This window comes from Stenotrophomonas sp. S41, assembly GCF_016624625.1.
Lineage (GTDB): Bacteria > Pseudomonadota > Gammaproteobacteria > Xanthomonadales > Xanthomonadaceae > Stenotrophomonas.
The window spans coordinates 1-23,074 of sequence record NZ_JACVTV010000067.1; the positions used below are offsets into that span (position 1 = coordinate 1).

Here is a 23,074-nt window from a genome sequence, read left to right on the forward strand (position 1 = left end):
GCCCAGCCCCGGTACCCGCCGTGCCCCATTACACCGGCCCCCTGCTCACCCGCGACAGCGCCGACGCCCTGCGCCGCGCGCACGACAAGGGCGCTGCCGACTGGCAGGGCTCGCTCGACCTGGGCCGCAGCGAGGAAACGGTCGGTCTGGACGCCGAGGGCTTCAGCTTCCGCGGCCAGCACTACCCGTGGCCGGGCAAGCTGAAGGACCGCACGCTGTACTACTGGGACGGCGAGGACTTCGCCTCGATCTCGCGCTTCAGCGGCTCGCTCATCAAGCTGGTGCCCACCGAATGGGGCGCGCCCACCTTCGAGATCGACGGCATCAAGATGCTGCCGACCTCCAAGCTGTCGCCGTTCGAGGACGCACGCCGCAAGGTCGAGCTGGTCGCCCCGGCTGGCAAGTCCATCCTCGATACCTGTGGTGGCCTCGGCTACTTCGCCGCCTGCGCGCTGGAAGCCGGCGTCGGCCAGATCCGTTCGTTCGAAAAGAACGCCTACGTGATGTGGCTGCGCACGCTCAATCCGTGGTCGCCCGATCCAGACTCCGCGGCCGCCGGTGGCCGTCTGCACTTCGGCCAGGGCGATGTCTCGCAGCAGATCGAGCAGGTCGCCAGCAACAGCGTCGATGCCATCCTGCACGACCCGCCGCGCTTCGGCATTGCCGGTGAGCTGTACTCACAGGCGTTCTACGATCACCTTGCCCGCGTAATCCGCAAAGGCGGCCGCCTGTTCCACTACACCGGCGCGCCGAACAAACTGACCAGCGGCCGCGACGTGCCGCGCGAAGTGGCCAAGCGCCTGGAAAAGGCCGGCTTCAAGGCCGAGCTGGCGCTGGACGGCGTACTGGCCGTCAAGCGCTGATCCTTATCTGCTGGCCATCATTCGTAATTGACCTTGGCCAGCGTCTTCACCCACTGCGGCACGACCGGTTCCGTGCCGTAGTAGTCCTTCGGCTTCTTCTCGGCCATCGCCCAACGGTGCAGCCAGCTGGGGCCATAGCGCCCGTCATAGCCCTCGGTACCACGCGCATACGCCGGGTCACGCACGGCCTCTTCCAGCGATACAAAGCGGTAGCCACGCCGCTTGGTCGCGGCCACCAGCTCGGCGAAGGTTGCTGCATTCAGTTCGTTGGCATGCATCAGCCACACCTGCGGCAGCGCGTAGCCCAGCAGCGCCTGCGACTGCTGTTCGTAGTAGTCCAGCTTGTTCAGCATGTACGGCACATAGCCCTTGCGCAGGCGCGCCAGCGTCGCATCGCGTTCGGGTGAATCCGGCTGCTCGTTCATCACGTTGGCATAGGCGAAGGCCCACACCCACTCGCCGTTGTCGACGGTCACCGGCGCAATGCGGTAGCCGTGCTCGGCGAAGAACGTGTCCATCACCGCGCGATCCTGCGGCGTGCGGCCGGCGCGCAGGTAAGGGTGGCGCATCCACTGCGGCACCTGGCCGCGCTCGGCCAGCAACGGCTTCAGCACTTCCTCGCCGCGCAGGAAATCCTGCTGGAAGGCGGCCACGCCCTTGGCGTTCAGATCCATGTGCGACCAGGTGTGGTTGCCCAGCTCATAGCCGGCATCGCGCCAGTCGCGCAGCATCTGCACGCGCGCCGGCTGCACCACGCCCTCCACCTCCAGCTTGTTGCCGTTGACGAAGCCGACCACCGGCACACCCGCCTGGCGCAGCTGTGCCATCAACGCCTCGTGGCGCGCCTGCAGGTCGGCCGGCACGATTTCGTCCAGGCGCGCCCACGGCAGGTCATCGATGGTCACCGCAATACGGCGGTCCACTTCACCGGCCTGCGCCACCAGCGAGAGCAGCAGCAGCGGCACGGCACGCAGCAACGAACGCATCGGCAGATCCTTGTTCCGGCAGGAACGGCCACTCTACCTGCGCGCGGCACGGTGCAGCCAGTCGCCTCGACCAGCGCTGCTTCAACCCGCTATGTAACGCGGCGGCACGTGCGCGGTCAGCCACACACCGTTGGCCGACTGGTAGAAGCTGTGGCCATCGGCATGCATGCGCCCCGCATCCACGCTGAGGATCACCGGCGTACCGCGGCGCGAGCCCACCTGGAAGGCGGTGGCGCGGTCCGGCGACAAGTGCACATGTTGGCGCTCACCCGGGCGCAGGCCCTCGCTGGCAATCGCTTCGAGGAAGCGCGGCACGGTGCCGTGGTACAGCCACGGCGGCGGCTCAAGCGCCGCCAGGCCAAGGTCCACCTTGATCGAGTGGCCCTGGCTGGCGCGGATACGCTGGCCGTCGTCACTGATCGCAAAGCGCTGCTTGTCGTTGTCGCGCACCAGCTGATGCAGGGCATCGCGGTCCAGCCGCACACCATGCGCGGGCAACCGCGCCAGCAGGTCATCGATGCCGGCCCATCCCTGCGCATCCAGCGGCAGGCCGATCTTCTGCGGTTCATGCCGCAGTACCAGGCTCAGGAACCTGCTGGCCCGTACGAATGAAATATCCTTTTCCATCGGCATAGCGTGACGCACGCGGGCCACTTACGCCAGCGCCCACGCACGTGCTTACTCCGGCGCAGGCATCGGCAGCGCGCGCCACAACCACACGCCGATCACCGTCGCGGCCAGCAGCACACCACACAGCACGATGGCCAGTGCATCCGGCACCTGTGGTACCAGCAGGCCGGCATCGGACAGCATCTGTGGCAGCGTGCGGTGCGCGGGCAGCATCGCCGTCGCCTCCCGCTCCATCGGCTCGGCCATGCACACCGTCGGCAGCCCGTTGACCAGGCCGGCCCAGACCTGCTCGTACAGGCGCAGCAGCAGCACGGCCAGCGCACAGGCCAGCAGATGCAGGCCCAGCAGCCCCCAGACACTGCGCCGATGCAGGTCCTGGACCTGCTGCAGCCAATGCAGGCTGACAACCACCGTTCCCAGCAGCGAGCACAGCAGCGCACTCACCACCACCCAGCACACCGGCTGCCAGTCATCCAGCGCGCCGGCGCGGGCCAGCAGATGCTCGGCCACCTGCATGCGCGCCATCGGGTCGCCGCCACCACAGGACAGCAGCAGCGGCACTTCGATGGGCTCCAGCAGCAGGTCCAGGCGGTGGTGGAAGTAGCCCACCGCCAGCGCCACCGATGCCAGCGCCAGAACGTGCAGCAGGAACAGCATCAGTCCCGCGCCAAAGAAGCGCCGGAGGCGGGCGGTCGTGGGCGTCATGCAGTGCATCCCGGCAAAGGTTGCGCATCCTAGCGAGGCGTCGCCGCGCTGTCGGCTGGCAGATGCGACATCGCCGGGTGGATGCGCGATCATGAGCGGCCCATGGAAACGTGCACAGGAGTGCCGCCAGTGCTGGATCTGTACCTGTTCGTGCGCCTTGTTCTGCCACTGCTGGTGGCTGCAGGTGTGGGCTGGCTGGTCGCCCGCGCCATCAACAGGGGGCTTTCGCGTCTACCGCCGCGCGAAGTGCCGCTGCCCGAGCACAGCCTGTTGCCCAGTCCCGCGGCGCAGCGCCGCTACCGGCGCCTGCGCAAGCGCCGCCCCAACCTGCGCAGCATCACGCTGCAGCCCAGGATTCCGCGCAGCTGGGCCGCTGTTGCCGCCGTGGTGCTCATCGGCAGCGTGGCCGCCTGCATACTGCTGATGCCCAACGGCGCGCGTTTCCAGGTCATCGTGGAAAGCCTGCGCGGCTACCCGTCCACCATCATCGACGTGCAGGTACCGGCCGACCAGCAGGACGCGCTGCTGCAGGCGTGGGCACCGGTGCTGCAGCAGACCGCACGGCCCATCGTCATGCGCTACCGGGTGGCGCGCATGGCGGGCATGGCCGAGGTACATGACGTACTGCCAGTGCAGGTGCGACGGCGCGGGCCAGTGCTGCAGATCGCCACCGCGCAACCGGTGGACGCACGCGCACTGCGCGACGCCCTGCAGGACTGCATGCCGCTGCCACCGGCGTTGATCCGCCTGCACGAACGCACGGTGGCGCCTTGGCGAGAAGCCGATTGGCACCCCATGGCGGCACCGCACGCGGCTGAGTGATGGCTCAGCCGCGCGGCAGTTTCGCCGCCCACATGTTGTCGACCAGGTTCGGGTAGCGCCGCCCGTTCTCCTCCGCGCGTTGCCGCGCGGCGGCCTTCTGCGCATCCGAGAGCGGCTGCTTCTTCTGCCCCTTCGGGTTGGGCTTCTTCCACGGGGGCGTGCGTACGGTGGCCATGGCGGCAGTATGCCCGTGCCGGCTTACTTCTTCAGGAAGTTCAGCAGCGCCAGGTTGAAGTCATCGGCGTGGCTGGTGTTGCAGCCATGCGGCGCGCCCTTCAGGGTCACCACCTCGCTGCCGGCTACCGCGCGATGGGTGCGCTCGCCCGAGCCTTCGAACGGCACGATGGCATCGCTGTCGCCATGCAGCACCAGGGTCGGCACGCTCACCTTCTTCAGGTCACCGCGGAAGTCCGTCGTGGCAAAGGCCTTCATGCAGCCCAGCGCGGCGGTCTGGTCGGACTGGTGGCACAGCGCGATGGCCGCCTGGCGCTCGTCCTCGGTCACCATCAACTTGCCGTTGGCGCTGAAGAAATCGCGGGTGAAGCCATCGAAGAACGTTTCGCGGTCCTTTTCCAGGCCGCCGCGCATCTCGTCGGCCTTGTCCTGGGTGAGCGGGCCTTCGGGGTTATCCAGGCTCTGCAGCAGATACGGCGGCACGGCGGCAGCAAACACCACGCTGTGCAGACGGCCCTCGCCATGGTTGGCCACGTAGCGCGCCACTTCGCCACCGCCCATCGAGAAACCAACCAGAGTCACCTCCTTCAGGTCGCGCTCTTCGATCACCGCGGCCAGATCGGCGGCCAGGGTGTCGTAGTCATAGCCGGACGACGGCTTTTCCGAGCGGCCGAACCCGCGCCGGTCGTAGCTGATCACCCGGTAGCCGGCATCACGCAAGATCGGCACCTGGGCCTTCCATGCTTCGGCCGACAGCGGCCAGCCATGAATGAGGATGACCGGGCGGCCGGTACCGCCGGTGTCTTCAACGTGCAGACGGATGGAAGAGGCAGTCATGGCAGCTCCTGTGGGGGAAGGAGGTACCTACGCTAGGCAGGCCCACCGATAGCCGCCGTGAGGGAATCGGCCCCGGCCGTGACACCGCGTGCACGCCGCACGCCTGCGCCGTCAGCGCTCGTAATAGCACTGCACCGCCACGCGTCCCGCGTACATGGATTGCATGAACTGGTCCGACACCCCCGGCACTGACTCCACGGCACCCGGCATCGGGTCGCGACTGATCCACAGGCCTTGGTAGGAACGCCTGCCAATGAAGATGATCGAGATGCCGTCGGGCCCCTCTGCCACCAAGCGTATTTCGTTGCCCCAAAGATCCCTTGGCAACGAAGGCAGGCCCCGCAGCGAGTTTCTGCCCGGGCCGACCCACTTGCCGATGCCGCGATGGAATTCACTGGACGGATGGCCCAGCACATACTGGTCGGCCCAGCGCAGCACGTCCTTCCTGCGCTCGGTGTCGCTCAGATAGGGGTAGAGGTGGTGGCAGTCCAGAAACTTCAGTATCGGGACACACCCCGGCAGGACCAGCGCTGCAGCCAGGACCACGCTGATACGCAGGCCGCGCGCCATCGCGGGAAGAGACCGTTCCTTGTCCATCCAGTACCCCGTATCCGTCATGGTGAGGTTGCAATGGCCGCACAGTAGCATCAGCCCTGCGGGATGCGCACCCGGGTCAGCATCCCGCCGCCAGTGGGCGCTCGTCCTTTGCCACCGGCGGCAGCTCGCATTCCAGGTCGCCCCCCCCGCCCCGCCGTGTTCAGCGCAGTTGGACGGGGCAGCGGGCCGGCCGGACAAAGAAAAAGGCAGGGTCTGCACCCTGCCTTCTCATCCGGAAATCCGCCGGGCATGGCCCGGCGCTACCGGTCACATCACAGCTGGATGCGCGCCACGCTCTCTTCCGAGCCCTTGGCATCCTTCTCGCCGTTCTTGATGCTCACGAACAGCACGTTGTTCTTCGCATCCAGGGCCAGGCTGTTCGGGTGGGTCGGCACCGCATAAGTGGCCACCTTCTTGTAGCTGGCGCTGTCATACGCGGTCACCGTGCCGCCTTCGCGGTTGGTCACGTACAGGCGCTTGCGCGGTGCATCCAGCAGGATGCCCAGCGGGCCGGCATCGGTGGGGATGCTCGCCAGTTCCTTGCCGGTGCTGCGGTCGAGCACCAGCACGCGCTGGCCCGGGTGCTTGCTGACGAAGCCCTCGCTGCTCTTGGTCACGTAGTTGCGGATCATCTCCGAGCCCTGGTCGGTCACGAACAGGCGCTTGCCGTCCGGGTCCAGCGCGATGTTCATCGGCTGCTCGGCGGCGATCTTGTGCTGGGCCACCACCTTCTTCGAATCGGTGCCCACCACCACCAGGTCGGCCAGCAGGTTGCTGGTGTAGACGCGCTTGTTGGCCGCATCCAGCGCCAGGCCCGGCGCCTTGGCCTTGCCCAGGCCCGGGATGGTGTCGATCAGCTTCAGCGTGGTGGTGTCCACCACGAACAGCACGCTGCCTTCGCCGGAATGGCCGGTGACGTACAGGCGGTTGGCGGCGCTGTCGACCACCAGCTCGCGCAGGTCATGGGTGTAGGCGGCCTTGCCGTCCTTGCCAACCTTCTTTTCCATCAGCTGCACGGTGCCGACGGCCTTGTTGTTGGCGGTGTCGACCACGGTCACCGAGGTGTCCACGGTGTTGCCGACGTACAGGCGGTTGTGCGCGTCATCCAGCACCACGCCGAAGCCCTTGCGCTCCAACGGAATGCGGGTCTGCACGGCCAGCGTGGCAGGGTCCAGGCGCAACACCTGGGCCGGGCCGGCGTTGTCGCCGAAGCCACCGGACGAGGCCACGAACACGGCGTTCTGGGTGGGGCTGTAGGCCAGCTCGTACAGGCCCTGGGCGATGGCCTGGCGCTGCACCGAGGTGCTGGCCGCGGTAGCAGCGGTCGCGTTATCGGCAAATGCCGCCGGGGCGCCGACGCTGAGCGAGATGGCAACGGCCAGGGCGGCCGAGCGGAAAACGGAAAGACGGGTCATGCGAGCATCCTTGAAAGGGCACGGGAGGGTGTCCTGGCTCGCTGGGCCGTTCTGCGACGGCCCGCCCCGCAACTGTCTGCGCGGGGTGGGCTGGCTGGGTAGCTGGGCAATGGTAGCAGCTGGGGGGGCGTGGCGTCCGCCCACGCGTGCGTGGCTGCTGCCCTTGCAACCCTGACGTGCCCATCACCCGCGTTCACACCGTTGGAATCGCGGCCTGCGCAGGATCAGAAGCCCCCAGCCAACCGCCCGCGACGGCCACCGCAGCCGCGCCCTCTGATCCCGATGCAGCAACTCGCCAATGATTTCTGGAACCTGCGCGGCACCTTCAAGGTGGCCGGCCTGCTCGACGTAGGCACGCAGCTTTCCGTCGTGCGTCGTACCAACGGCCGCTTCCTCGTCCTGGACAGCTACACCCCCAACGAGACCCACCGCCAGGCCCTGCTGGGCCTGACCGCCGGCGGCACGCTGGTGGACGCCATCATCAACGTGCATCCGTTCCACACCCTGCACTGCGAGCCCCTGCACCAGCTGCTGCCCGCTGCGCGCCTGATCGGCACGCGCCGTCATCTGCAGCAGGCACCGCACCTGCCATGGGATCCCCACGTGATCGAAGACGTGGAGACCCAGGCCGACTTCGCCGATGACCTGGATTTCACCGTGCCCGCCGGCCTGGAACTGGTACCGGCCGACGACAACGTGCACGCCAGCTCGGTCCTGGTCCGTCACCGCCGCAGCGGGATCGTGCATGTTGACGACACCCTCAGCGTGCTGGCCGCGCCCGGCGCCCTCGGCAAATGGTTGCCGCAGTCCGGCTTGAAGTTCCACCCCACGCTGTCGCGCGCACTGCAGCCCCGGGCCGGCGCCGCAGACGCGTTCGAGCGCTGGGCGCGCGCATTGGCCGAGCGCTGGGCCGGCACCCCCTTTGTCTGCGCGGCCCATTCGGCCGTGCGCGAACTGCCCGCCGATGGCTGGCGCGATGAAGTGCTCAAGGCCTTGCACCACGTGCAAGGCAAGTTGCGCCGCCATCGCCACCGCTACGGCTGAAACCGCCCCTTCCATTCCCTCCCCCAAGGCAGACTCCCCCATGAGCGATCACCCGATCAAGACGATCAACCCGCTGACCGAACAGGTGCTGCACACCTACGCATACATGTCCGACGCCGAGGCGGCAGACACCGTAAAGGCCTCCCACGAAGCGTTCATGCAGTGGCGCCTGCGCAGCCTGGAAGAGCGCGCTGAAGTGATGTCCGCCATCGCCCGCAAGCTGGAAGAGAAGAAGGAAGCCTTCGCGCAGCTGATGACCGACGAGGTCGGCAAGCTGATCGGCGACAGCCGCAGCGAGGTGGACCTGTGCGTGGCCATCTGCAAGTACACCGCCGAGCAGGGCCCGAAGGTGCTCGCCGATGAAGAGCGGCCCTCGGCCAATGGCACCGGCATCGTCACCCACCAGCCCATCGGCGTGGTGTACGGCATCCAGCCGTGGAACTTCCCGGCCTACCAAGCCGTGCGCTATTCCATCGCCAGCCTGATGGCCGGTAACGGCGTCCTGCTGAAGCACGCCGAAAGCTGCACCGGCAGCGGCCTGTTCCTGCGCGACCTGTACGAGGAGGCTGGCCTGCCCAAGGGCCTGTTCGGCGTGCTGCTCATCAGCCACGACCAGTCTGATGCCATCATCGATCACGACCTGGTGCGCGCGGTCACCCTCACCGGCAGCGAAAAGGCAGGGCGAACCGTGGCCGAGAAGGCTGGCAAGGCACTGAAGAAGACCATGCTCGAACTTGGCTCCAACGATGCCTACCTCGTGCTGGACGACGCCGATCTGGAGCTGGCAGTAAAGACCTGCGTCAAGGGCCGCCTGTTCAACAACGGCCAGACCTGCGTCAATGCCAAGCGCTTCATCGTGACCGAAAAGAACTACGACGCCTTCGTCGAGGCCTACGCAAAGCAGTTTGCAGCGATCCACATGGGCGATCCCAACGATGCCAACACCCAGCTGGGCCCGATGGTCTCCAAGGCCCAGCGCGACACCCTGCACGAGCAGGTCAGCAAGAGCGTGGCCCAAGGCGCGCGCCTGGTGGTCGGTGGCGAGATCCCTGACCGCACCGGCGCTTTCTACCCGGCCACAGTGCTGGCTGACGTTGCTCCGGGCCAGGTCGCCTATGAGGACGAGCTGTTCGGCCCCGCCGCGGCCATCATCAAGGCCAAGGACGATGATGACGCCCTGCGCATCGCCAACGACAGCCGCTATGGCCTGGGCGGCGGCATCTTCAGCCGCGATGTGAAGCGCGCCCGCGAGCTGGCGACCACCTACTTCGATACCGGCATGGTGTGCATCAACACCTTCAACGTGGCCAGCCCCACCCTGCCCTTCGGCGGCGTGAAGGCCTCCGGCTACGGCCGCGAGCATGGCCCCGAGGGCTTGAAGGAATTCGTCAACGTCAAATCCATCACCCTGCCGGCGGCCCCATGAGCACGCCCCTGCACTGTGATGTGGCGGTGATCGGCGCCGGCACGGCTGGCTTGGCAGCAGAGCGGGCCGCGCGCCGTAATGGCGCGTCCACGTTGCTGATCGATCCGCACTTCAGCGGCACTACCTGCGCCAACGTCGGTTGCATGCCCTCCAAGCTGCTGCTGGCGGCCGCAAAGCAGGCCGAGCACGTGCGCCGTTCAGACCTGTTCGGCATCCACGTGGACGGCATGACCATTGATGACGCGGCGGTGATGCGCCGCGTGCGCGAGGAGCGCGATCGCTTTGCAGCGCTGACCCGCAAGCAGATCGACAAGCTCGACCCAGCCACGCGGCTGACCGGTCGTGCGCGGTTTGCCGGGCCGACCACGCTGGAACTGGAGGACGGCCGACGCATCGAGGCACGCGCCATTGTCATTGCCACTGGTTCCGCGCCTGCCCTGCCACCGCCCTTTGAAGCACTGGGCGAGCGCGTGCTGACCAACGAAAGCCTGTTCGAACTAAAGCAGCTCCCCAAGCGCGTAGCGGTAGTGGGCACCGGCTCACTGGGGCTGGAATTTGCCCAGGCCCTGGCCCGGCTGGGCGTGCAGGTCACGCTGCTGGGCAAGGAGACGACGCTGGCCAAGGTGCGTTGCCCGCGCGTGCACGATGCACTGCTGGCCGTGCTGAAGCGCGCGATATGGCGGTCCACCTCGGCGTGGACGTGCATCCCGAACGGTCCGATGAGGGCGTGAAGATGCGCTGGAGCAGCAAAGACCAGGCCGATGGCAGCGTGCAGGTGGACTACGTCGTTGCCGCACTGGGCCGTCCGCCCAACCTGGACGACCTGGCCCTGGACAAGGCACAACTGGCGTTGGACAAACACGGCGTGCCCTGCCACGACCGCGAGACGATGCGCTGCGGTGACAGCGCGGTGTTCCTGGCGGGCGACGCTGCCGCCGACCTGCCCCTGCTGCATGAGGCATCGAGCGATGGTGCCATTGCCGGACGCAACGCCGCGGCGATGCCAGCCAAGGTCACGGTAAAACGCCACGTGCCGCTGAGCATCACCTTTACCGATCCGCCGGTTGCCAGCATCGGCCAGTCTGAAGAAGAGGGCGCCGTAACGGGAACCTCCGATTTTGACGACCAGGGCCGCGCACGCGTGGAAGGAGTGAACGAAGGCACGCTGACGCTGTATGCGGCCGCACCGCAGGGCAAGCTGATCGGTGCAGACCTGGTGGCGCCTGCAGGCGAGCACCTGGCCCACCTGCTGGCGTGGGCCGTTGAAACCGGCTGCACCGCGAGCCGGTTGCTGGAGCTGCCGTTCTACCACCCGACCATGGAGGAAGGCCTGAAGCAGGCCCTGCGCAGCATCTGCGCGGCAACGCCGATTGCGCTGCCGGCTGACCATGATGCCGGGGCGCCTTCCGGGGGATGAAGCGCTCCATCTGATCAACAGCTATGGCCACCCTGCGTTCTGCCTGCCGCCGCCTCCTCGCAGGGTCGTCTTTGCTGTTTACCATGTGGGGTGGCCCGAACCAGCGCCGTATGGCCACCCCCACCCCAGCCCCTGCATCTATCCTTCCCACACCTGCCGTTCCGATCCATGTATGGCCGCCCCTGTGAGGGCGATGTCGCCAGCCCCTCGGCAAGCGCGTCATTAGGAATCGTCCGAAATCAGACAGCTCCGACTTGCGACCCCACAGCATCTGAGAGATAAAGACCTCGTTCAGCTCCATCGAACATCGGCTCAGGGACGATCCGGAAGATGACGTGGTGCCCACGTTCTCGTCCCCGCCGACGCTGCGTTCGTCCAGTGAGGGAAAACAGGGATGTTGAATCGACTCAAGACGCTATCGCGTGCCGCAGTGGCAATGCTGATGCTCAGCTGCATGGCTCCGCTGGCGGCGCAGGGCCAGGAAAGCAAAATTACCTGGCGTATTTCCCAGCCTGCCGGCAATGCCTCGGAATTCAGTACACAGCAGGAGGCAGTTGAGGCCTTCAAGACGCTGCCTGTGCCGCCTGGTGTGCCTGCTGAATACCAACATGCGTGGGCGAACGTAAAGACGATCAAGTCGAAGTCTGTCGCCTTTGGCGGAAGTGTGGCCATCACTTACTGGATAGGGATGAGCGAGCCTACTGATCCCGAGTGGACTTACAACATGCGCTTCGAGACTGAAGCGGAGTTGATCGCTGATTTCCTGCAGTACGATCAGAACCCTTCCTGCCCTGGAAGAGCGATGACACCTCTGGGGCCCTGGGAAGAGGTTTTTCCAGGGATGGAGGGTCGCGCCGAGTTGCGGCACTACCGCTCAACCGTCATGTACGGAGACAACACCGTTGACTATCCCTGTCAGGCATCTGAGGGCGAGATTGCGATCTCACGGATGCGCCGGCTTAACTGTCCCGTAGAGATGACCGGGTGGTCCGACAACTACGAAGCGTGTGTCAACGAAGACTTCGTCGCCACCATCACTTCCAAGACAGTGGAATGCGATGCCAGTGGCGGTGGCGGTCTGTGCGGCCAAGGCGGCGGCCGGGCAAGGTGCGATGGCAGTGTCGGCAACCCCTGCGATGTGAAAACCGGCGAGAAGTATGAAATCGCCGAAGACTTCGACCTTGGCTGGATCAATCTGACCCGTCACTATCACTCCGGCATATCCACCAGCACCGGGGGTTTTGGCCACGGCTGGACGCACTCATTGGATGTGCAGTTGGCGTTGGATGGCAACGACAACGTCGGCCTTATCGAAGGCACAGGCTACCAGCGTCCCTTCAAGCGAGTGGGGCAGGCATTCGAGGCTGCTGATGGCAGCGGTGATCGTCTTGTCCAGAACGGCAACTGGACCCTCTACTCGGCCGGCGAGGTCTCCACCTTTGATGCTAACGGCCGCTTGACGGCCAAGCAGTTCACGGACGGCACTTCGCTGGCATACCTCTACGACGACAGCGATCGCATCGCGGCCGTTGTGCACAGCAGTGGCCGCAGGCTGGAGTTCGTCTACCCATCGAACGACTACGATGCGTTGATCAGCGCGGTGCTGGTGGAAGGCGTGCCGCTCACCACATACACCTATACCCCGCAGAACCAGGTGGCCACGGTGACGTACGCGGGAGGAGGTGTGCGGACGTACCACTACGAAAACAGCAGTTTCCCCCAGCACCTGACCGGCATCACCGCTGAGGATGGCCGACGCTACAGCACCTTCATCTACGATTCGATCGGTCGCGTCATCTCCAGCCAACACGCGGGCGGAGCCGATGGCGTAACCCTCGCCTACAGCCCCGCAGGTGGTGCGGTGGTGACCGACGCACTCGGTCGCCAGACCGATTACACCCTGACGCCGGGTGGTGCCACGGCGCCGCCACGCAAGGTGGCGGGTGTCAGCGATTCCCAGGGCGCGGTAAGCCGCACGTACTACGACCAGAGCGTTGATTTCCGTCGCCGGCTCGACACCTATACCGACCAGCGCGGCGTCCAGACCAAGCACACCTACGCAGAAGCCACCGATCCGGCGAGTGGCCGCCCGGTCAGCATCCACACGATGAACGAAGCCGTCGGTACGCCTGAACAGCGCACGACGCGGATCACGCGCGATGTGCAGACCAACGTGGTGCTGGCCACCCAGATTGGCAACCGCAACGTCGGCACGACCTATAACGCCCGCCGCCAGCCCACCGCTACCACCGTAACCGACACGGCTACCGGCCAGGCGCGCACTACCCTCTACAGCTACTGCGACGCTGCGGATGTGGCCGCCGCGGGCGACTGCCCGGTGGAGGGCCTGCTGAAGCGTGTGGACGGCCCCCGCACCGACGTGGCCGACACCGCCACGTACGCCTACTACGCCGGAGACGACGCCGGATGCGCGACCAATGGTGCCTGTACCTATCGCAAGGGCGACCTGCGCAGCGTCACCAATGCACTCGGGCAGACGGTGGAGACGCTGGCCTACGACACCTACGGGCGGCCGCTGTCAGTGAAGGATGCCAATGGTGTGGTCACCGACTACACCTACCACGCCCGCGGCTGGCCGACCTCGGTCACTGCGCGCGGGGACACCACGGCTGAAGATCGTGTCACCCAGATCAGCTATTGGCCCACCGGCCAGGTGCAGCAGATCACCGAGCCCGATGGCAGCAGCGTGACCTATGTCTACGACGCCGCGCAGCGGCTGACCGACGTGGCTGACAGTGCCGGCAACACGATCCATTACACGCTGGACAATGCCGGCAACCGCCTCAACGAAAGCACCGTGGATGCAGGCGGCACGCTGCGGCGTACCTTGGCCCGCACCTACAACACCCTGGGCCAGTTGACCGCCGTGAAGGATGCCAGCGGCCACGCCACCGGTTTCACCTACGACGCCAGCGGCAACCCGCAGACGGTCACCGACGCCCTGCAGCGCGTGACCAGCCAGCAGTACGATCCGCTGAACCGTCTGGCGCAGACCCTGCAGGACGTGGGCGGCGTGGAGGCGGAGATTCGCAGCCAGTACAACGCCTTGGACCAGGTTACCCAGGTGACTGACCCCAAGGGCCTGCACACCACCTATGCCTACAACGGCTTTGGTGACCTGACCGGGCAGGTGAGCCCGGACAGTGGCACCAGCAGCTTTACCGTGGACGCGGCGGGCAACCGCAAGACGCGCACCGATGCGCGGGGCATTACCGCCACGTACACCTACGACGCGCTCAACCGTTTGATCGGCGTGGCCTACCCAGACCCCAATCTGGATATCGGCTACAGCTACGACGTGGCCCCGGCTGCCTGTGCCGCCAACGAGCGCTTCGCCAAGGGGCGTCTGGTGCAAGTGCTGCACGCCAATGGCAGCACCCTGTATTGCCACGACCGCTTCGGCCAGGTCACCCGCAAGGTGCAGACCGTCAATGGCGTCGCCAGCACCTTGCGCTACACCTACAGCAAGTCCGGTAGCCTCGCATCGTTGACCTACCCGGATGGCAGTGTGGCTGACTACGTGCGCGACACGCTGGGCCGCGTCAGCCAGATCGGCCTGACCCGGCCAGGACAGGTGCGGCAGGTGGTGGTCAATGGAGTCACCTACGCAGCTTTCGGCCCAGCCACCGGCTGGGCCTACGGCAACGGCCGCCAGTTGCAGCGCACCCTGGATCTGGACTATCGCCCGAAGGCCGTGCACGACCCGGCTGCCGGTGGCCTGTCCTTGGGCTTTGGCTACGATCCGGTTGGCTCGATCACCGAACTGAAGAACGGCACAGGTTCGGCCGTGCTTGCCAAGTACGCCTACGATTCGTTGGGTCGGCTGACCCAGACTCAGGACGGTGCAACAAGCACGCCGATTGAAACCTACGGCTATGACGCCACGGGCAACCGCACCTCGCTCACCACCTCGGCTGGCACGTCGACTTACAGCTATCCGGCCACCAGCCATCGCTTGACCGCAGTGGATGGCGAAGCCCGCAACCAGGACGCAGCGGGCAACACCACCAGCATCGGCGGCAAGACGTTCGCCTACAACGATGCCAACCGCATGAACGCGGTGAAGCAAGGCAACGCTGTGCTGGAGAGCTACGCCTACAACCACCGTGGCGAGCGTGTGCTGCGCACGCCGACTGGTGGCGCAGCGCAGATCACCCTGTATGACGAAGCGGGGCAGTGGCTGGGCAACTACTCGGCAACGGGCCAGGCGCAGCAGCAGGCGATCTGGCTGGACAACTACCCGGTGGCGCTGATCAATGTTGCTGCTACTGGCGTGCCGGAGCTGGCCTACATCCAGCCGGATCACCTGGGTACGCCGCGTGCTGTGGTCGATCCTGTGCGGGATGTGGCGATCTGGGAGTGGAGCAGCAAGAGCGAAGTGTTTGGCGACCAGGTGCCGGCCAATGATCCTGATGCGGATGGTGTGGCTTTCGAGCTGGCGCTGCGCTTCCCGGGGCAACAGGCGACGGAAGCGAGTAGCTTGTTCTACAACTACCAGCGGGAGTATGACCCAGCGGTCGGTAGGTACTCGCAGAGTGATCCGATTGGGTATGAGGGGGGAATTAGTACGTTTTCCTATGCGGGAGGTGGACCGCTAATGAGCGTGGATTCGCTTGGCCTTCAGTCAAGAGATCTGGAGTACATCTACAAGTATTCAGGCGCAACGCCCCCTCCTCCGAGCGGGTTCCCAGGGGAGTACAGGCAGGGGGTGCAGGATTTCGTGAGAAACTATATCGACATGAGGCTGGCTAACACGAAGCTCCAAGATAAGTACTTCCACTGCAAAGCAAACTGCGAGGCTGCTCAGCGCGGACAAGGCGGCAAAGCAGCTGCATGCAATATGAGTAATGCTCGGGAGATATTTGATCAGCGGGTAAAGAGGGATTCATCTGCAGCGTCGGCCGCAGACCAGCGGGCCAATATATTCGGCCGAAATAGCGCGGGCGAGGGGTCGTGCTCTGACGTATGTTCGCCATTCAGGCCGAATGGATTGCCGGATAAATATTGAAATGAAAAAAAAGTCAAAGGTCGTTGTCCTTCTCTGTGCAACTGTAATGTTTATTGCTTTTGCCTTCTTGTTTATGGGGCAAATGGCTATAGATGCCTGTTTAGATAAGGGAGGGAGTTGGAACTACTCGACGAGCAAGTGCAGCACTGAAGAGTGATAGCCTCAGAGGCTCAGGTGGAAGCATTTTTTACTCTTCAATCGTTTTTCTGAACAGTTGGAGGACTGCTGATCTTGTGCGGTGAGAATGAAGATGAAGCATTGGAGAGTCTGGCGGAGCAGGCTCCTTCTCTCCGGGCGCTGCTGGCCAGCGATTGGAATCATCGCTGTTCAGATAGCTGCACTAGTATGGATTCAGATCATTGCTAGAGCACTTGGCTCGCTGTCCGGCCGCAGGCCCTATTCGCTTGGGGTCGGAGATCCCTATCTCGCCATACTCCCCAGCCTCTTGTTCAATGTTGCTGTATGCATAGCGCTTCTCCTGATATTTCTGGGTTTGGCCCGGCTACGGGCTGGATCTATAGCAATGGCCGCCAGCTGCAGCGCCCCTTGGATCTGGACTATCGTCCGCAGGCGGTGCACGACCCGGCCGCCGGTGGCATTTCGCTGAGCTTTGGCTACGATCCGGCGGGCTCGATCACCGAACTGAAGAACGGCACAGGTTCGGCCGTGCTTGCCAAGTACGCCTACGATTCGTTGGGTCGGCTGACCCAGACTCAGGACGGTGCAACAAGCACGCCGATTGAAACCTACGGCTATGACGCCACGGGCAACCGCACCTCGCTCACCACCTCGGCTGGCACGTCGACTTACAGCTATCCGGCCACCAGTCATCGCTTGACCGCCGTGGATGGCGATGCGCGCAGCCATGACGCAGTGGGCAACACCACCAGCATCGGCGGCAAGACGTTCGCCTACAACGATGCCAACCGCATGAACGCGGTGAAGCAAGGCAACGCTGTGCTGGAAAGCTACGCCTACAACCACCGTGGCGAGCGTGTGCTGCGCACGCCGACTGGTGGCGCAGCGCAGATCACCCTGTATGACGAAGCGGGGCAGTGGCTGGGCAACTACTCGGCAACGGGCCAGGCGCAGCAGCAAGCGATCTGGCTGGACAATTACCCGGTGGCGCTGATCAATGTTGCTGCTACTGGCGTGCCGGAGCTGGCCTACATTCAGCCGGATCACCTGGGTACGCCGCGTGTGGTGATCGACCCGGTGCGGGATGTTGCAATCTGGGAGTGGAGCAACAAGAGCGAGGTATTTGGCGACCAGGCGCCGGCTAATGATCCCGATGGGGATGGTGTGGCGTTCGAACTGGCGCTGCGCTTCCCGGGCCAGCAGGCGACGGATGCGAGCGGGATGTTCTACAACTACCAGCGGGAATATGACGCGGAGGTGGGGCGGTATTCGCAGAGTGACCCGATTGGGCTGGAGGGAGGGGTTAGCACGTACCCCTATGTTCAGTCCGCGCCAGTTACCCTCATCGACTCGAATGGTCTTCAGGCGACCTTCGCAGATTGCATTGCGGAAAGGCGCTGGGACTGGGGGAAACTCGGTGCGAGCGGTCCCGAACGTGCGTCGACAATTGGTGACGTCGCATCTGGGTCACAGGTGGCAAACGGTGCTGCAAATACTGCCGTTGGAAGCACTGGATCTGGAATTAGTACAGCGCCGCATGCAACCACGTGGCAGCATGCTGCAGGATCTCGGGTGGGTCAATCGATGCAGCAAGCCGCCAACGGTCGTCGATTCGGCCCTGTTCAAGCCTCTTGGAGTTCGACGGGGCGAGTATTTGGTCGTGCGGCTGTCGTGACGACTGTATGGGAAGGCTTCTGGAATATCGGCTCCATGGTTTATTGCGGCTGTCGCTCAAGAGACGAATAGAAGAGGGATGGATCAATGGATTTATTGGAAAATCGAGAAGAGCTTTCTGCTAAAGAGCTCTACGATCACTATTACCTGCACAGCGGCTTGGATAGGGAAGTCGTAAAAGAGTTGTTAATTCATGTTGCAGGCGAGCTTCGACTTCCTTCCGGAAAAATCCGGCCATCAGATCGCTTTTCAAAGGAGTTGGTGTCTGGTGCATCTGCCGGCTGGGACTCTGGTTATGGAATATTGCTCTATGAGCTTCAATCGCTGGCGAAAAGTCGTGGCGTCGCAATCGACAAGAAGGTGGATACGATCGATGACTACATTCGTATCATGGCTGATATTTACTGATGGCGGTTCGCCGCCTTTACTAGGAGCTAGGCTATCAGGATCTAATTTCAGGTCGGCCCGGAGGGCCGCAAGCGCCAACCAGGCCAGCCGGTACCGCCAGCTGCATCTACATTCAGCCCGATCACCTAGGCACGCCGCGCGTGGTGATCCACCCGGTGCGGGATGTTGCAATTTGGGAGTGGAGCAACAAGAGCGAGGTGTTTGGCGATCAAACGCCGGCCAATGATCCTGATGGGGACGGTGTGGCGTTCGAGTTGGCACTGCGTTTTCCGGGGCAGCAGGCGACGGATGCGAGTGGGATGTTCTACAACTACCAGCGGGAGTATGACCCGGCGGTGGGCCGGTACTCGCAGAGTGATCCGATTGGGTTGGAGGGAGGGATTGGCACGTATAGCTATGTTGCAGGAAGCCCCGCGAGCAGTGTTGATCCTTTCGGGCTGGAGAGTTGCGAATGCATTTCTGCCTCTTACAGTCAGATCAAGAAGCAGCTGCCAAGCAAGAGTATCCCACGACAAGTTGGCGATGGTGTATCCAGCTACATCACGGGGGTCGCATGGGGGGCGGCAGCTCTCACTGGTCGCGACGGCTGGTGGGGCCGAGGGGCTCAAGAGGAAGCAATCCGTACCCATACTCAACTGAACGCCGTGCTCTCCCAAGTATCCTCGCACCCTGGCCAGACTGCGACGGCAGTAAGTGCGGTAGCATCCAAGTATCCCGTACAGCTATTAAGCCGCGCTGCCTCGGGTCTCGGTGTCAGTTATATATATTCACCAGCGGTAGGGATTCCGGTAACCGGGCTCGCTGTCTATGGTTCATCTTTTAGAGCTGCTTATAAGCATCCTGATGCTGTTGCAGCGGCGGCAATAGTTGGCGAGGAGGTTTGCCGGTGAGTTCTATATTTTCATTCACATGCCCCTCATGTGGGGCGCGCAAGAAGAGCTTCTCTTGGTTTAATTCACTTAACAAGTCGGTGCGGAAGAATTGCGGGCGGTGCGGATGCAGCGTCGAGTCTGTGCTGACGGAAGGCAGATATGTGCTTCTCCTTCTCTATGTTCATGTATTGGCCATCATCGCTGCATTCCCCTTCGTGCTTGCGGTTACAGGCCAAAAATGGGGGCTGGCCCTGACAGTTTTAGTAGTGTTCGCAGTCTTGGTAGTCGCTCCTGCCATGGCAATTCACGCCAAAAACGCCGCGCGCTGCTCGGGTAGCGAATCGTAGAATTGGCAAGCGGCATATCTGCCAAGCGTGTCGGATTGGCACGCCAACGGCAGCACCCAGTACTGCCACGACCGCTTCGGCCAGGTCACCCGCAAGGTGCAGACGATCAACGGTGTCGCCAGTGCGCTGCGCTACGCCTACAGCAAAGCGGGTCGCCTCGCATCGTTGACCTACCCGGATGGCAGTGTGGCTGACTACGTGCGCGACACGCTGGGGCGCATCAGCCAGATCGGCCTGACCCGGCCCGGGCAGGCACGGCAGGTGGTGGTCAATGGAGTCACCTACGCAGCTTTCGGCCCAGCCACCGGCTGGGCCTACGGCAACGGCCGGCAACTGCAGCGTCCGCTGGATCTGGACTACCGCCCTCAGGCCGTGCACGACCCGGCTACCGGCGGCCTGTCCCTGCGCTTTGGCTATGACGCGGTGGGCTCGATCACCGAGTTGAAGAACGGCACCGGTTCAGCCGTGCTTGCGAAGTACGCCTATGACACGCTGGGTCGCCTGACCCAGACCCAGGACGGTGCAACCGGTACACCTATTGAAACCTATGCCTACGATGCAACGGGCAACCGCACCGCGCTGACCACGTCGGCCGGTATCGTCAGCTACACCTACCCGGCCACCAGCCATCGCTTGACTGCTGTGGATGGCGAGGCGCGCAGCCATGACGCAGCGGGCAACACCACCAGCATCGGCAGCAAGGCGTTCACCTACAACGATGCCAACCGCATGAACGCGGTGAGGCAGGGCAATGCGGCGCTAGAAAGCTACGGCTATAACCATCGCGGTGAGCGTGTACTGCGCGCCCCGGAAGGCGGAAATGCCCAGATCACGGTATACGACGAAGCCGGGCAGTGGCTTGGCAACTACTCGACAACGGGCGTGGCGCAGCAGCAGGCGATCTGGCTGGATAGCTATCGGGTGCCTTGATCAATGTACCCAGCACAGGTGTGCCGGAGCTGGCCTACATCCAGCCCGATCACCTGGGCACACCGCGCGTGGTGATCGACCCGGTGAGGGATGTTGCGATCTGGGAGTGGAGCAACAAGAGCGAGGTGTTTGGCGATCAGGCGCCGGCCAATGATCCCGATGGGGATGGTGTGGCGTTTGATCTGGCGCTGCGCTTCCCAAGGCAGCAGGCGACGGATGCGAGTGGGATGTTCTACAACTACCAGCGCGAATATGACGCTGCTACCGGACGCTATACGCAACCCGATCCCATAGGCTTGTCCGGGGGCATCTCTGTGTATAGGCACTCCAACGCTTCTCCGGTTAGCGTAGTAGACCCTCTTGGACTGGAACCTGTGTTCGATACCGGCACGTGTGGCGGACAAATGGGAATGGTGACTTGTGATGGCAATGGAGGATTCTTGGTCAGTATCTGCAATTCTGGCTGCGACAAGATATGCACCGTTGTGCATGAGCGAAGCCATAAGGCGCTGCTTGAAAGTAGGGTTCCCCAGGCCTGCGTTGGAAGGCCAAAAGGTGCAAGCCCATTCCCCAAGGACTGGGAGTATGGTGGGATGGAGCATCGGCAGCTATCGAATGAGCTTGAGTGCCGTGCATATCAAGAGCAGATGACCTGTGCAATGCGGCTTCGCGATGGCGGACTAGGGGGCTCCGAGGTGGACAAGGCTTATAGCAGGGCCGTAAAAGAGAGGAGTGACCGGCAATGCGATGCATTTGGATACTAACAATCCTCCCGCTCCTCCTTACTCTGCAGGGGTGCAGGGACGAGGTGGAAAGCTCAACGTATCCTATGGGTGAATCGGGACAGACCTGCACCGCCTATAAAGGCTTTGATCGTCACCCCCCTGAAGTGGTTGTTGCCGAGCTTTCCAGACTGGGGTTGGATAGTCGCAGGTTGATTCATAAAACAGTCTGCGGCTCGATCACCTCCTGGGAGATCCTACCTGAAGGGGCGTCTATCAAGCGGATACCTCCACCAGATGTGTATGTAAACGTCCGGCTGAGGGAAGACGGCTCCGTATCCGTCATTACGGACCACCCATGATGTCGGCGCCGCCCCTGAAGCTCGATTATCAAGAAAGCCTTATCGGGCCGGATGCAGAAAATGGAGTTGACTTACATCCAACCCGATCACCTGGGCACACCGCGCGTGGTGATCGACCCGGTGCGTGATGTGCTGATCTGGGAGTTGAGCAGCAAGAGCGAGGTGTTCGGCAATCATGCGCCGGCCAATGATCCCGATGGGGACGGTGTGGGGCAGCAGGCGACGGCTGCCCGTGGGTTGTTCTACAACTATCAGCGTGAGTATGACCCGGCGGTGGGGCGGTACTCGCAGAGTGATCCGATTGGGTTGAGAGGCGGGATATCCACCTTCGCCTATGCTGCCGGCGGCCCGGTTTCTGGGGTCGATCCGCTTGGATTGCAGCGCTCGGCAGTCAGATATTTCCCTAATGAGGCTACTGCGTCCCCGGGAGGTGACGGATACCTTGTTCATCAGTCGGGCTATGACTATGGACCCAGTGCCTCTGAGATTCCGATTTTCCCGGGTCCGAATCTCTTGGGTGATGCGCTGATGGTGTCAGCTTTGGTTTCGACGTCTCCTGCCATTTGGAGGGAGCTCTTGGGCCAATTCTCTCAGGGGCAGAGCGACTGCCCGATTCCAGGCACAACTCCCGACGGAACGACAAAAGGACATACGAGAATCGAGAAGAAGCCCGGCGACTTCGGGACAGCTAATGGATACTTCGACACTCAAAGGCTCAGGGGTACGCGGAGCAGTTGGGAGGGGCCATGGGTGGACTTTGTGCCATCCAGAGATCATCTGCAGTCAATCGATCTGGCCCATTCAACAATCCCGGAATAAAATTTACCCCGGCTCGCTTAGGCAAACATCTTTCAAGACTGCCCGCGGTGAAAGTTAGGGTCCACCCTCCTAAGAGGCAACATAATGAAAGACGCACTTTGTTATGCCCTGTCCTGCGCGGCTGTTTCAATTCTCATGTCCGTGGCTATTCCAGGATTTATCTGGGACATCTATCAATTCGATACTGCGGGCAGATTCTCATGGCTATACTCTGCGGGGCTTATCTGCTTCGGTTTGCTGTTGAAGCCTCATCATGGAAAGACTGTGTTGAGCTGTGCGAGCAAAGGCTTGATTGTGGGCATATTGGCAGGAATTCTGGCGCAAGTAGTTGTCGCGCTCGTTGAGCATGAAAGATTTTCTGTCCTCAACGCTTCGCTGGTAGGGCAGTTGCTGCTATCGATATTTCTGATGAGCGTCCTTTTCGCAGCACCCTTATGGGGCGGGGTCGCGAGTGGACTGACGTTCTATGTCGTGAGCCGAAGGTCGAATGCAGAGCCATCTTGAGAGCCCCTCACGCCACAGCCCATAGTGCCGAAGGCGCGCGCGTGCGTTGGAGCGGCAACGACACAGCAAATGGCAGCGCACAGGTGGATTACGTGAGGGCCGCGCTGGGGCGGCCACCCAACCTGGAAGGGCTGGGGCTGGGCAAGGCAAAGCTGAAGCTGTACAAGCACGGCGCAACCTGCCACGACCGCCAGACCACCCGCAGGCAAGCACCTGGCGCACCTTGCATCTGCGCTGCAACGTCGATGCCGCTGCAGGCTACCATGATGCGCAGCTCCTTCCGGGGGGGGGGGGGGGGCGCCCCCCCGGGGGGGGGGGGGGGGGGGGGGGGGGGGGGGGGGGGGGGGGGGGGG

At 63.4% G+C, this 23,074-nt stretch carries 16 protein-coding genes and 4 pseudogenes; 13 read left to right on the top strand and 7 right to left on the bottom strand.

All coding sequences use genetic code 11. From position 1 onward, the window contains the following. The first annotated feature begins 20 nt into the window (after nt 1-20). Complete coding sequence (locus IAE56_RS13975) at nt 21-863, top strand: MnmC family methyltransferase (protein WP_200752938.1); 843 nt, start codon at nt 21-23, stop codon at nt 861-863. 17 nt (nt 864-880) lie between these two features. Here the strand turns inward: IAE56_RS13975 and IAE56_RS13980 are convergent, their stop codons facing one another. The 3 genes from IAE56_RS13980 to IAE56_RS13990 form a co-directional block, all read right to left on the bottom strand. Next, nucleotides 881-1,849, bottom strand: a complete 969-nt coding sequence (locus IAE56_RS13980; protein ID WP_200752939.1) for a polysaccharide deacetylase family protein — start codon at nt 1,847-1,849, stop codon at nt 881-883. Between the two features lie 81 nt (nt 1,850-1,930). Beyond that, entirely contained in the window at nt 1,931-2,476 is a 546-nt protein-coding gene (locus IAE56_RS13985; RefSeq protein ID WP_234456084.1) for an RNA 2'-phosphotransferase, read from the bottom strand. A gap of 51 nt (nt 2,477-2,527) precedes the next feature. Further along, nucleotides 2,528-3,184 carry a hypothetical protein gene (locus IAE56_RS13990; protein ID WP_200752940.1) on the bottom strand — a complete coding sequence of 219 codons (657 nt, stop codon included), beginning with the start codon at nt 3,182-3,184 and terminating at the stop codon, nt 2,528-2,530. A 129-nt stretch (nt 3,185-3,313) separates the two neighbouring features. Here IAE56_RS13990 and IAE56_RS13995 point away from each other — a divergent pair, with 129 nt between their 5' ends. Then, nucleotides 3,314-4,006 (top strand): hypothetical protein, encoded by a 693-nt coding sequence (locus IAE56_RS13995; RefSeq protein WP_200752941.1) that lies wholly within the window; start codon nt 3,314-3,316, stop codon nt 4,004-4,006. Between the two features lie 4 nt (nt 4,007-4,010). Here IAE56_RS13995 and IAE56_RS14000 read toward each other — a convergent pair whose 3' ends face one another. From IAE56_RS14000 to IAE56_RS14015, 4 genes are all read right to left on the bottom strand, one after another. After that, nucleotides 4,011-4,181 carry a hypothetical protein gene (locus IAE56_RS14000; RefSeq protein ID WP_165835693.1) on the bottom strand — a complete coding sequence of 57 codons (171 nt, stop codon included), beginning with the start codon at nt 4,179-4,181 and terminating at the stop codon, nt 4,011-4,013. A 23-nt stretch (nt 4,182-4,204) separates the two neighbouring features. Next, the gene (locus IAE56_RS14005; protein ID WP_200752942.1) at nt 4,205-5,017 is read right to left on the bottom strand and encodes an alpha/beta hydrolase; all 813 of its coding nucleotides are present in this window, start codon (nt 5,015-5,017) and stop codon (nt 4,205-4,207) included. A 111-nt stretch (nt 5,018-5,128) separates the two neighbouring features. Continuing rightward, a complete protein-coding gene (locus IAE56_RS14010; RefSeq protein WP_200752943.1) occupies nt 5,129-5,614 on the bottom strand; it encodes a hypothetical protein in 486 nt (161 codons plus the stop codon). Nucleotides 5,615-5,886: 272 nt separating this feature from the next. Then, nucleotides 5,887-7,029: a YncE family protein gene (locus IAE56_RS14015; RefSeq protein WP_200752944.1), complete on the bottom strand. Its 1,143-nt coding sequence runs from the start codon at nt 7,027-7,029 to the stop codon at nt 5,887-5,889. A gap of 282 nt (nt 7,030-7,311) precedes the next feature. Between IAE56_RS14015 and IAE56_RS14020 the strand changes: the two genes are divergently transcribed. The 11 genes and pseudogenes from IAE56_RS14020 (at nt 7,312) to IAE56_RS14070 (ending at nt 22,721) form a co-directional block, all read left to right on the top strand. Beyond that, a complete protein-coding gene (locus tag IAE56_RS14020) occupies nt 7,312-8,073 on the top strand; it encodes a hypothetical protein (RefSeq protein ID WP_200752945.1) in 762 nt (253 codons plus the stop codon). A gap of 40 nt (nt 8,074-8,113) precedes the next feature. Next, nucleotides 8,114-9,499: an NAD-dependent succinate-semialdehyde dehydrogenase gene (locus IAE56_RS14025; RefSeq protein WP_200752946.1), complete on the top strand. Its 1,386-nt coding sequence runs from the start codon at nt 8,114-8,116 to the stop codon at nt 9,497-9,499. Further along, nucleotides 9,496-10,412, top strand: a pseudogene (locus IAE56_RS14030) (FAD-dependent oxidoreductase); the annotation flags it as partial. The gene IAE56_RS14025 and the pseudogene IAE56_RS14030, both read left to right, overlap by 4 nt. Before the next feature lie 87 nt (nt 10,413-10,499). Then, nucleotides 10,500-10,916, top strand: coding sequence for a hypothetical protein (locus tag IAE56_RS21145; RefSeq protein ID WP_234456085.1), 417 nt, complete (start codon nt 10,500-10,502; stop codon nt 10,914-10,916). A gap of 394 nt (nt 10,917-11,310) precedes the next feature. Beyond that, entirely contained in the window at nt 11,311-15,945 is a 4,635-nt protein-coding gene (locus IAE56_RS14040) for an RHS repeat-associated core domain-containing protein (RefSeq protein WP_200752949.1), read from the top strand. Nucleotides 15,946-16,407: 462 nt separating this feature from the next. Then, nucleotides 16,408-17,445: pseudogene (locus IAE56_RS14045) on the top strand (RHS repeat-associated core domain-containing protein); the annotation flags it as partial. Between the two features lie 399 nt (nt 17,446-17,844). Further along, entirely contained in the window at nt 17,845-18,165 is a 321-nt protein-coding gene (locus IAE56_RS14050; protein ID WP_200752950.1) for a hypothetical protein, read from the top strand. A gap of 107 nt (nt 18,166-18,272) precedes the next feature. Continuing rightward, nucleotides 18,273-18,611 (top strand): annotated as a pseudogene (locus tag IAE56_RS14055) (RHS repeat-associated core domain-containing protein); the annotation flags it as partial. 812 nt (nt 18,612-19,423) lie between these two features. After that, nucleotides 19,424-21,078 (top strand): annotated as a pseudogene (locus IAE56_RS14060) (RHS repeat-associated core domain-containing protein); the annotation flags it as partial. A 380-nt stretch (nt 21,079-21,458) separates the two neighbouring features. Next, entirely contained in the window at nt 21,459-22,217 is a 759-nt protein-coding gene (locus IAE56_RS21305) for an RHS repeat-associated core domain-containing protein (protein WP_325167194.1), read from the top strand. A gap of 84 nt (nt 22,218-22,301) precedes the next feature. Continuing rightward, nucleotides 22,302-22,721, top strand: a complete 420-nt coding sequence (locus IAE56_RS14070; protein ID WP_200752952.1) for a hypothetical protein — start codon at nt 22,302-22,304, stop codon at nt 22,719-22,721. Nucleotides 22,722-23,074: the final 353 nt, after the last annotated feature.

Coding starts and splice junctions, on each gene's coding strand:
- IAE56_RS13985 (WP_234456084.1), bottom strand. CDS start 2,476: ATGGAAAAGGATATTTCATTCGTACGGGCCAGCAGGTTCCTGAGCCTG.
- IAE56_RS14010 (WP_200752943.1), bottom strand. CDS start 5,614: ATGGACAAGGAACGGTCTCTTCCCGCGATGGCGCGCGGCCTGCGTATC.
- IAE56_RS14005 (WP_200752942.1), bottom strand. CDS start 5,017: ATGACTGCCTCTTCCATCCGTCTGCACGTTGAAGACACCGGCGGTACC.
- IAE56_RS14070 (WP_200752952.1), top strand. CDS start 22,302: ATGAAAGACGCACTTTGTTATGCCCTGTCCTGCGCGGCTGTTTCAATT.
- IAE56_RS14000 (WP_165835693.1), bottom strand. CDS start 4,181: ATGGCCACCGTACGCACGCCCCCGTGGAAGAAGCCCAACCCGAAGGGG.
- IAE56_RS14040 (WP_200752949.1), top strand. CDS start 11,311: ATGTTGAATCGACTCAAGACGCTATCGCGTGCCGCAGTGGCAATGCTG.
- IAE56_RS14015 (WP_200752944.1), bottom strand. CDS start 7,029: ATGACCCGTCTTTCCGTTTTCCGCTCGGCCGCCCTGGCCGTTGCCATC.
- IAE56_RS13980 (WP_200752939.1), bottom strand. CDS start 1,849: ATGCGTTCGTTGCTGCGTGCCGTGCCGCTGCTGCTGCTCTCGCTGGTG.
- IAE56_RS14050 (WP_200752950.1), top strand. CDS start 17,845: ATGGATTTATTGGAAAATCGAGAAGAGCTTTCTGCTAAAGAGCTCTAC.
- IAE56_RS14025 (WP_200752946.1), top strand. CDS start 8,114: ATGAGCGATCACCCGATCAAGACGATCAACCCGCTGACCGAACAGGTG.
- IAE56_RS14020 (WP_200752945.1), top strand. CDS start 7,312: ATGCAGCAACTCGCCAATGATTTCTGGAACCTGCGCGGCACCTTCAAG.
- IAE56_RS13990 (WP_200752940.1), bottom strand. CDS start 3,184: ATGACGCCCACGACCGCCCGCCTCCGGCGCTTCTTTGGCGCGGGACTG.
- IAE56_RS21145 (WP_234456085.1), top strand. CDS start 10,500: ATGCCAGCCAAGGTCACGGTAAAACGCCACGTGCCGCTGAGCATCACC.
- IAE56_RS21305 (WP_325167194.1), top strand. CDS start 21,459: ATGGAGTTGACTTACATCCAACCCGATCACCTGGGCACACCGCGCGTG.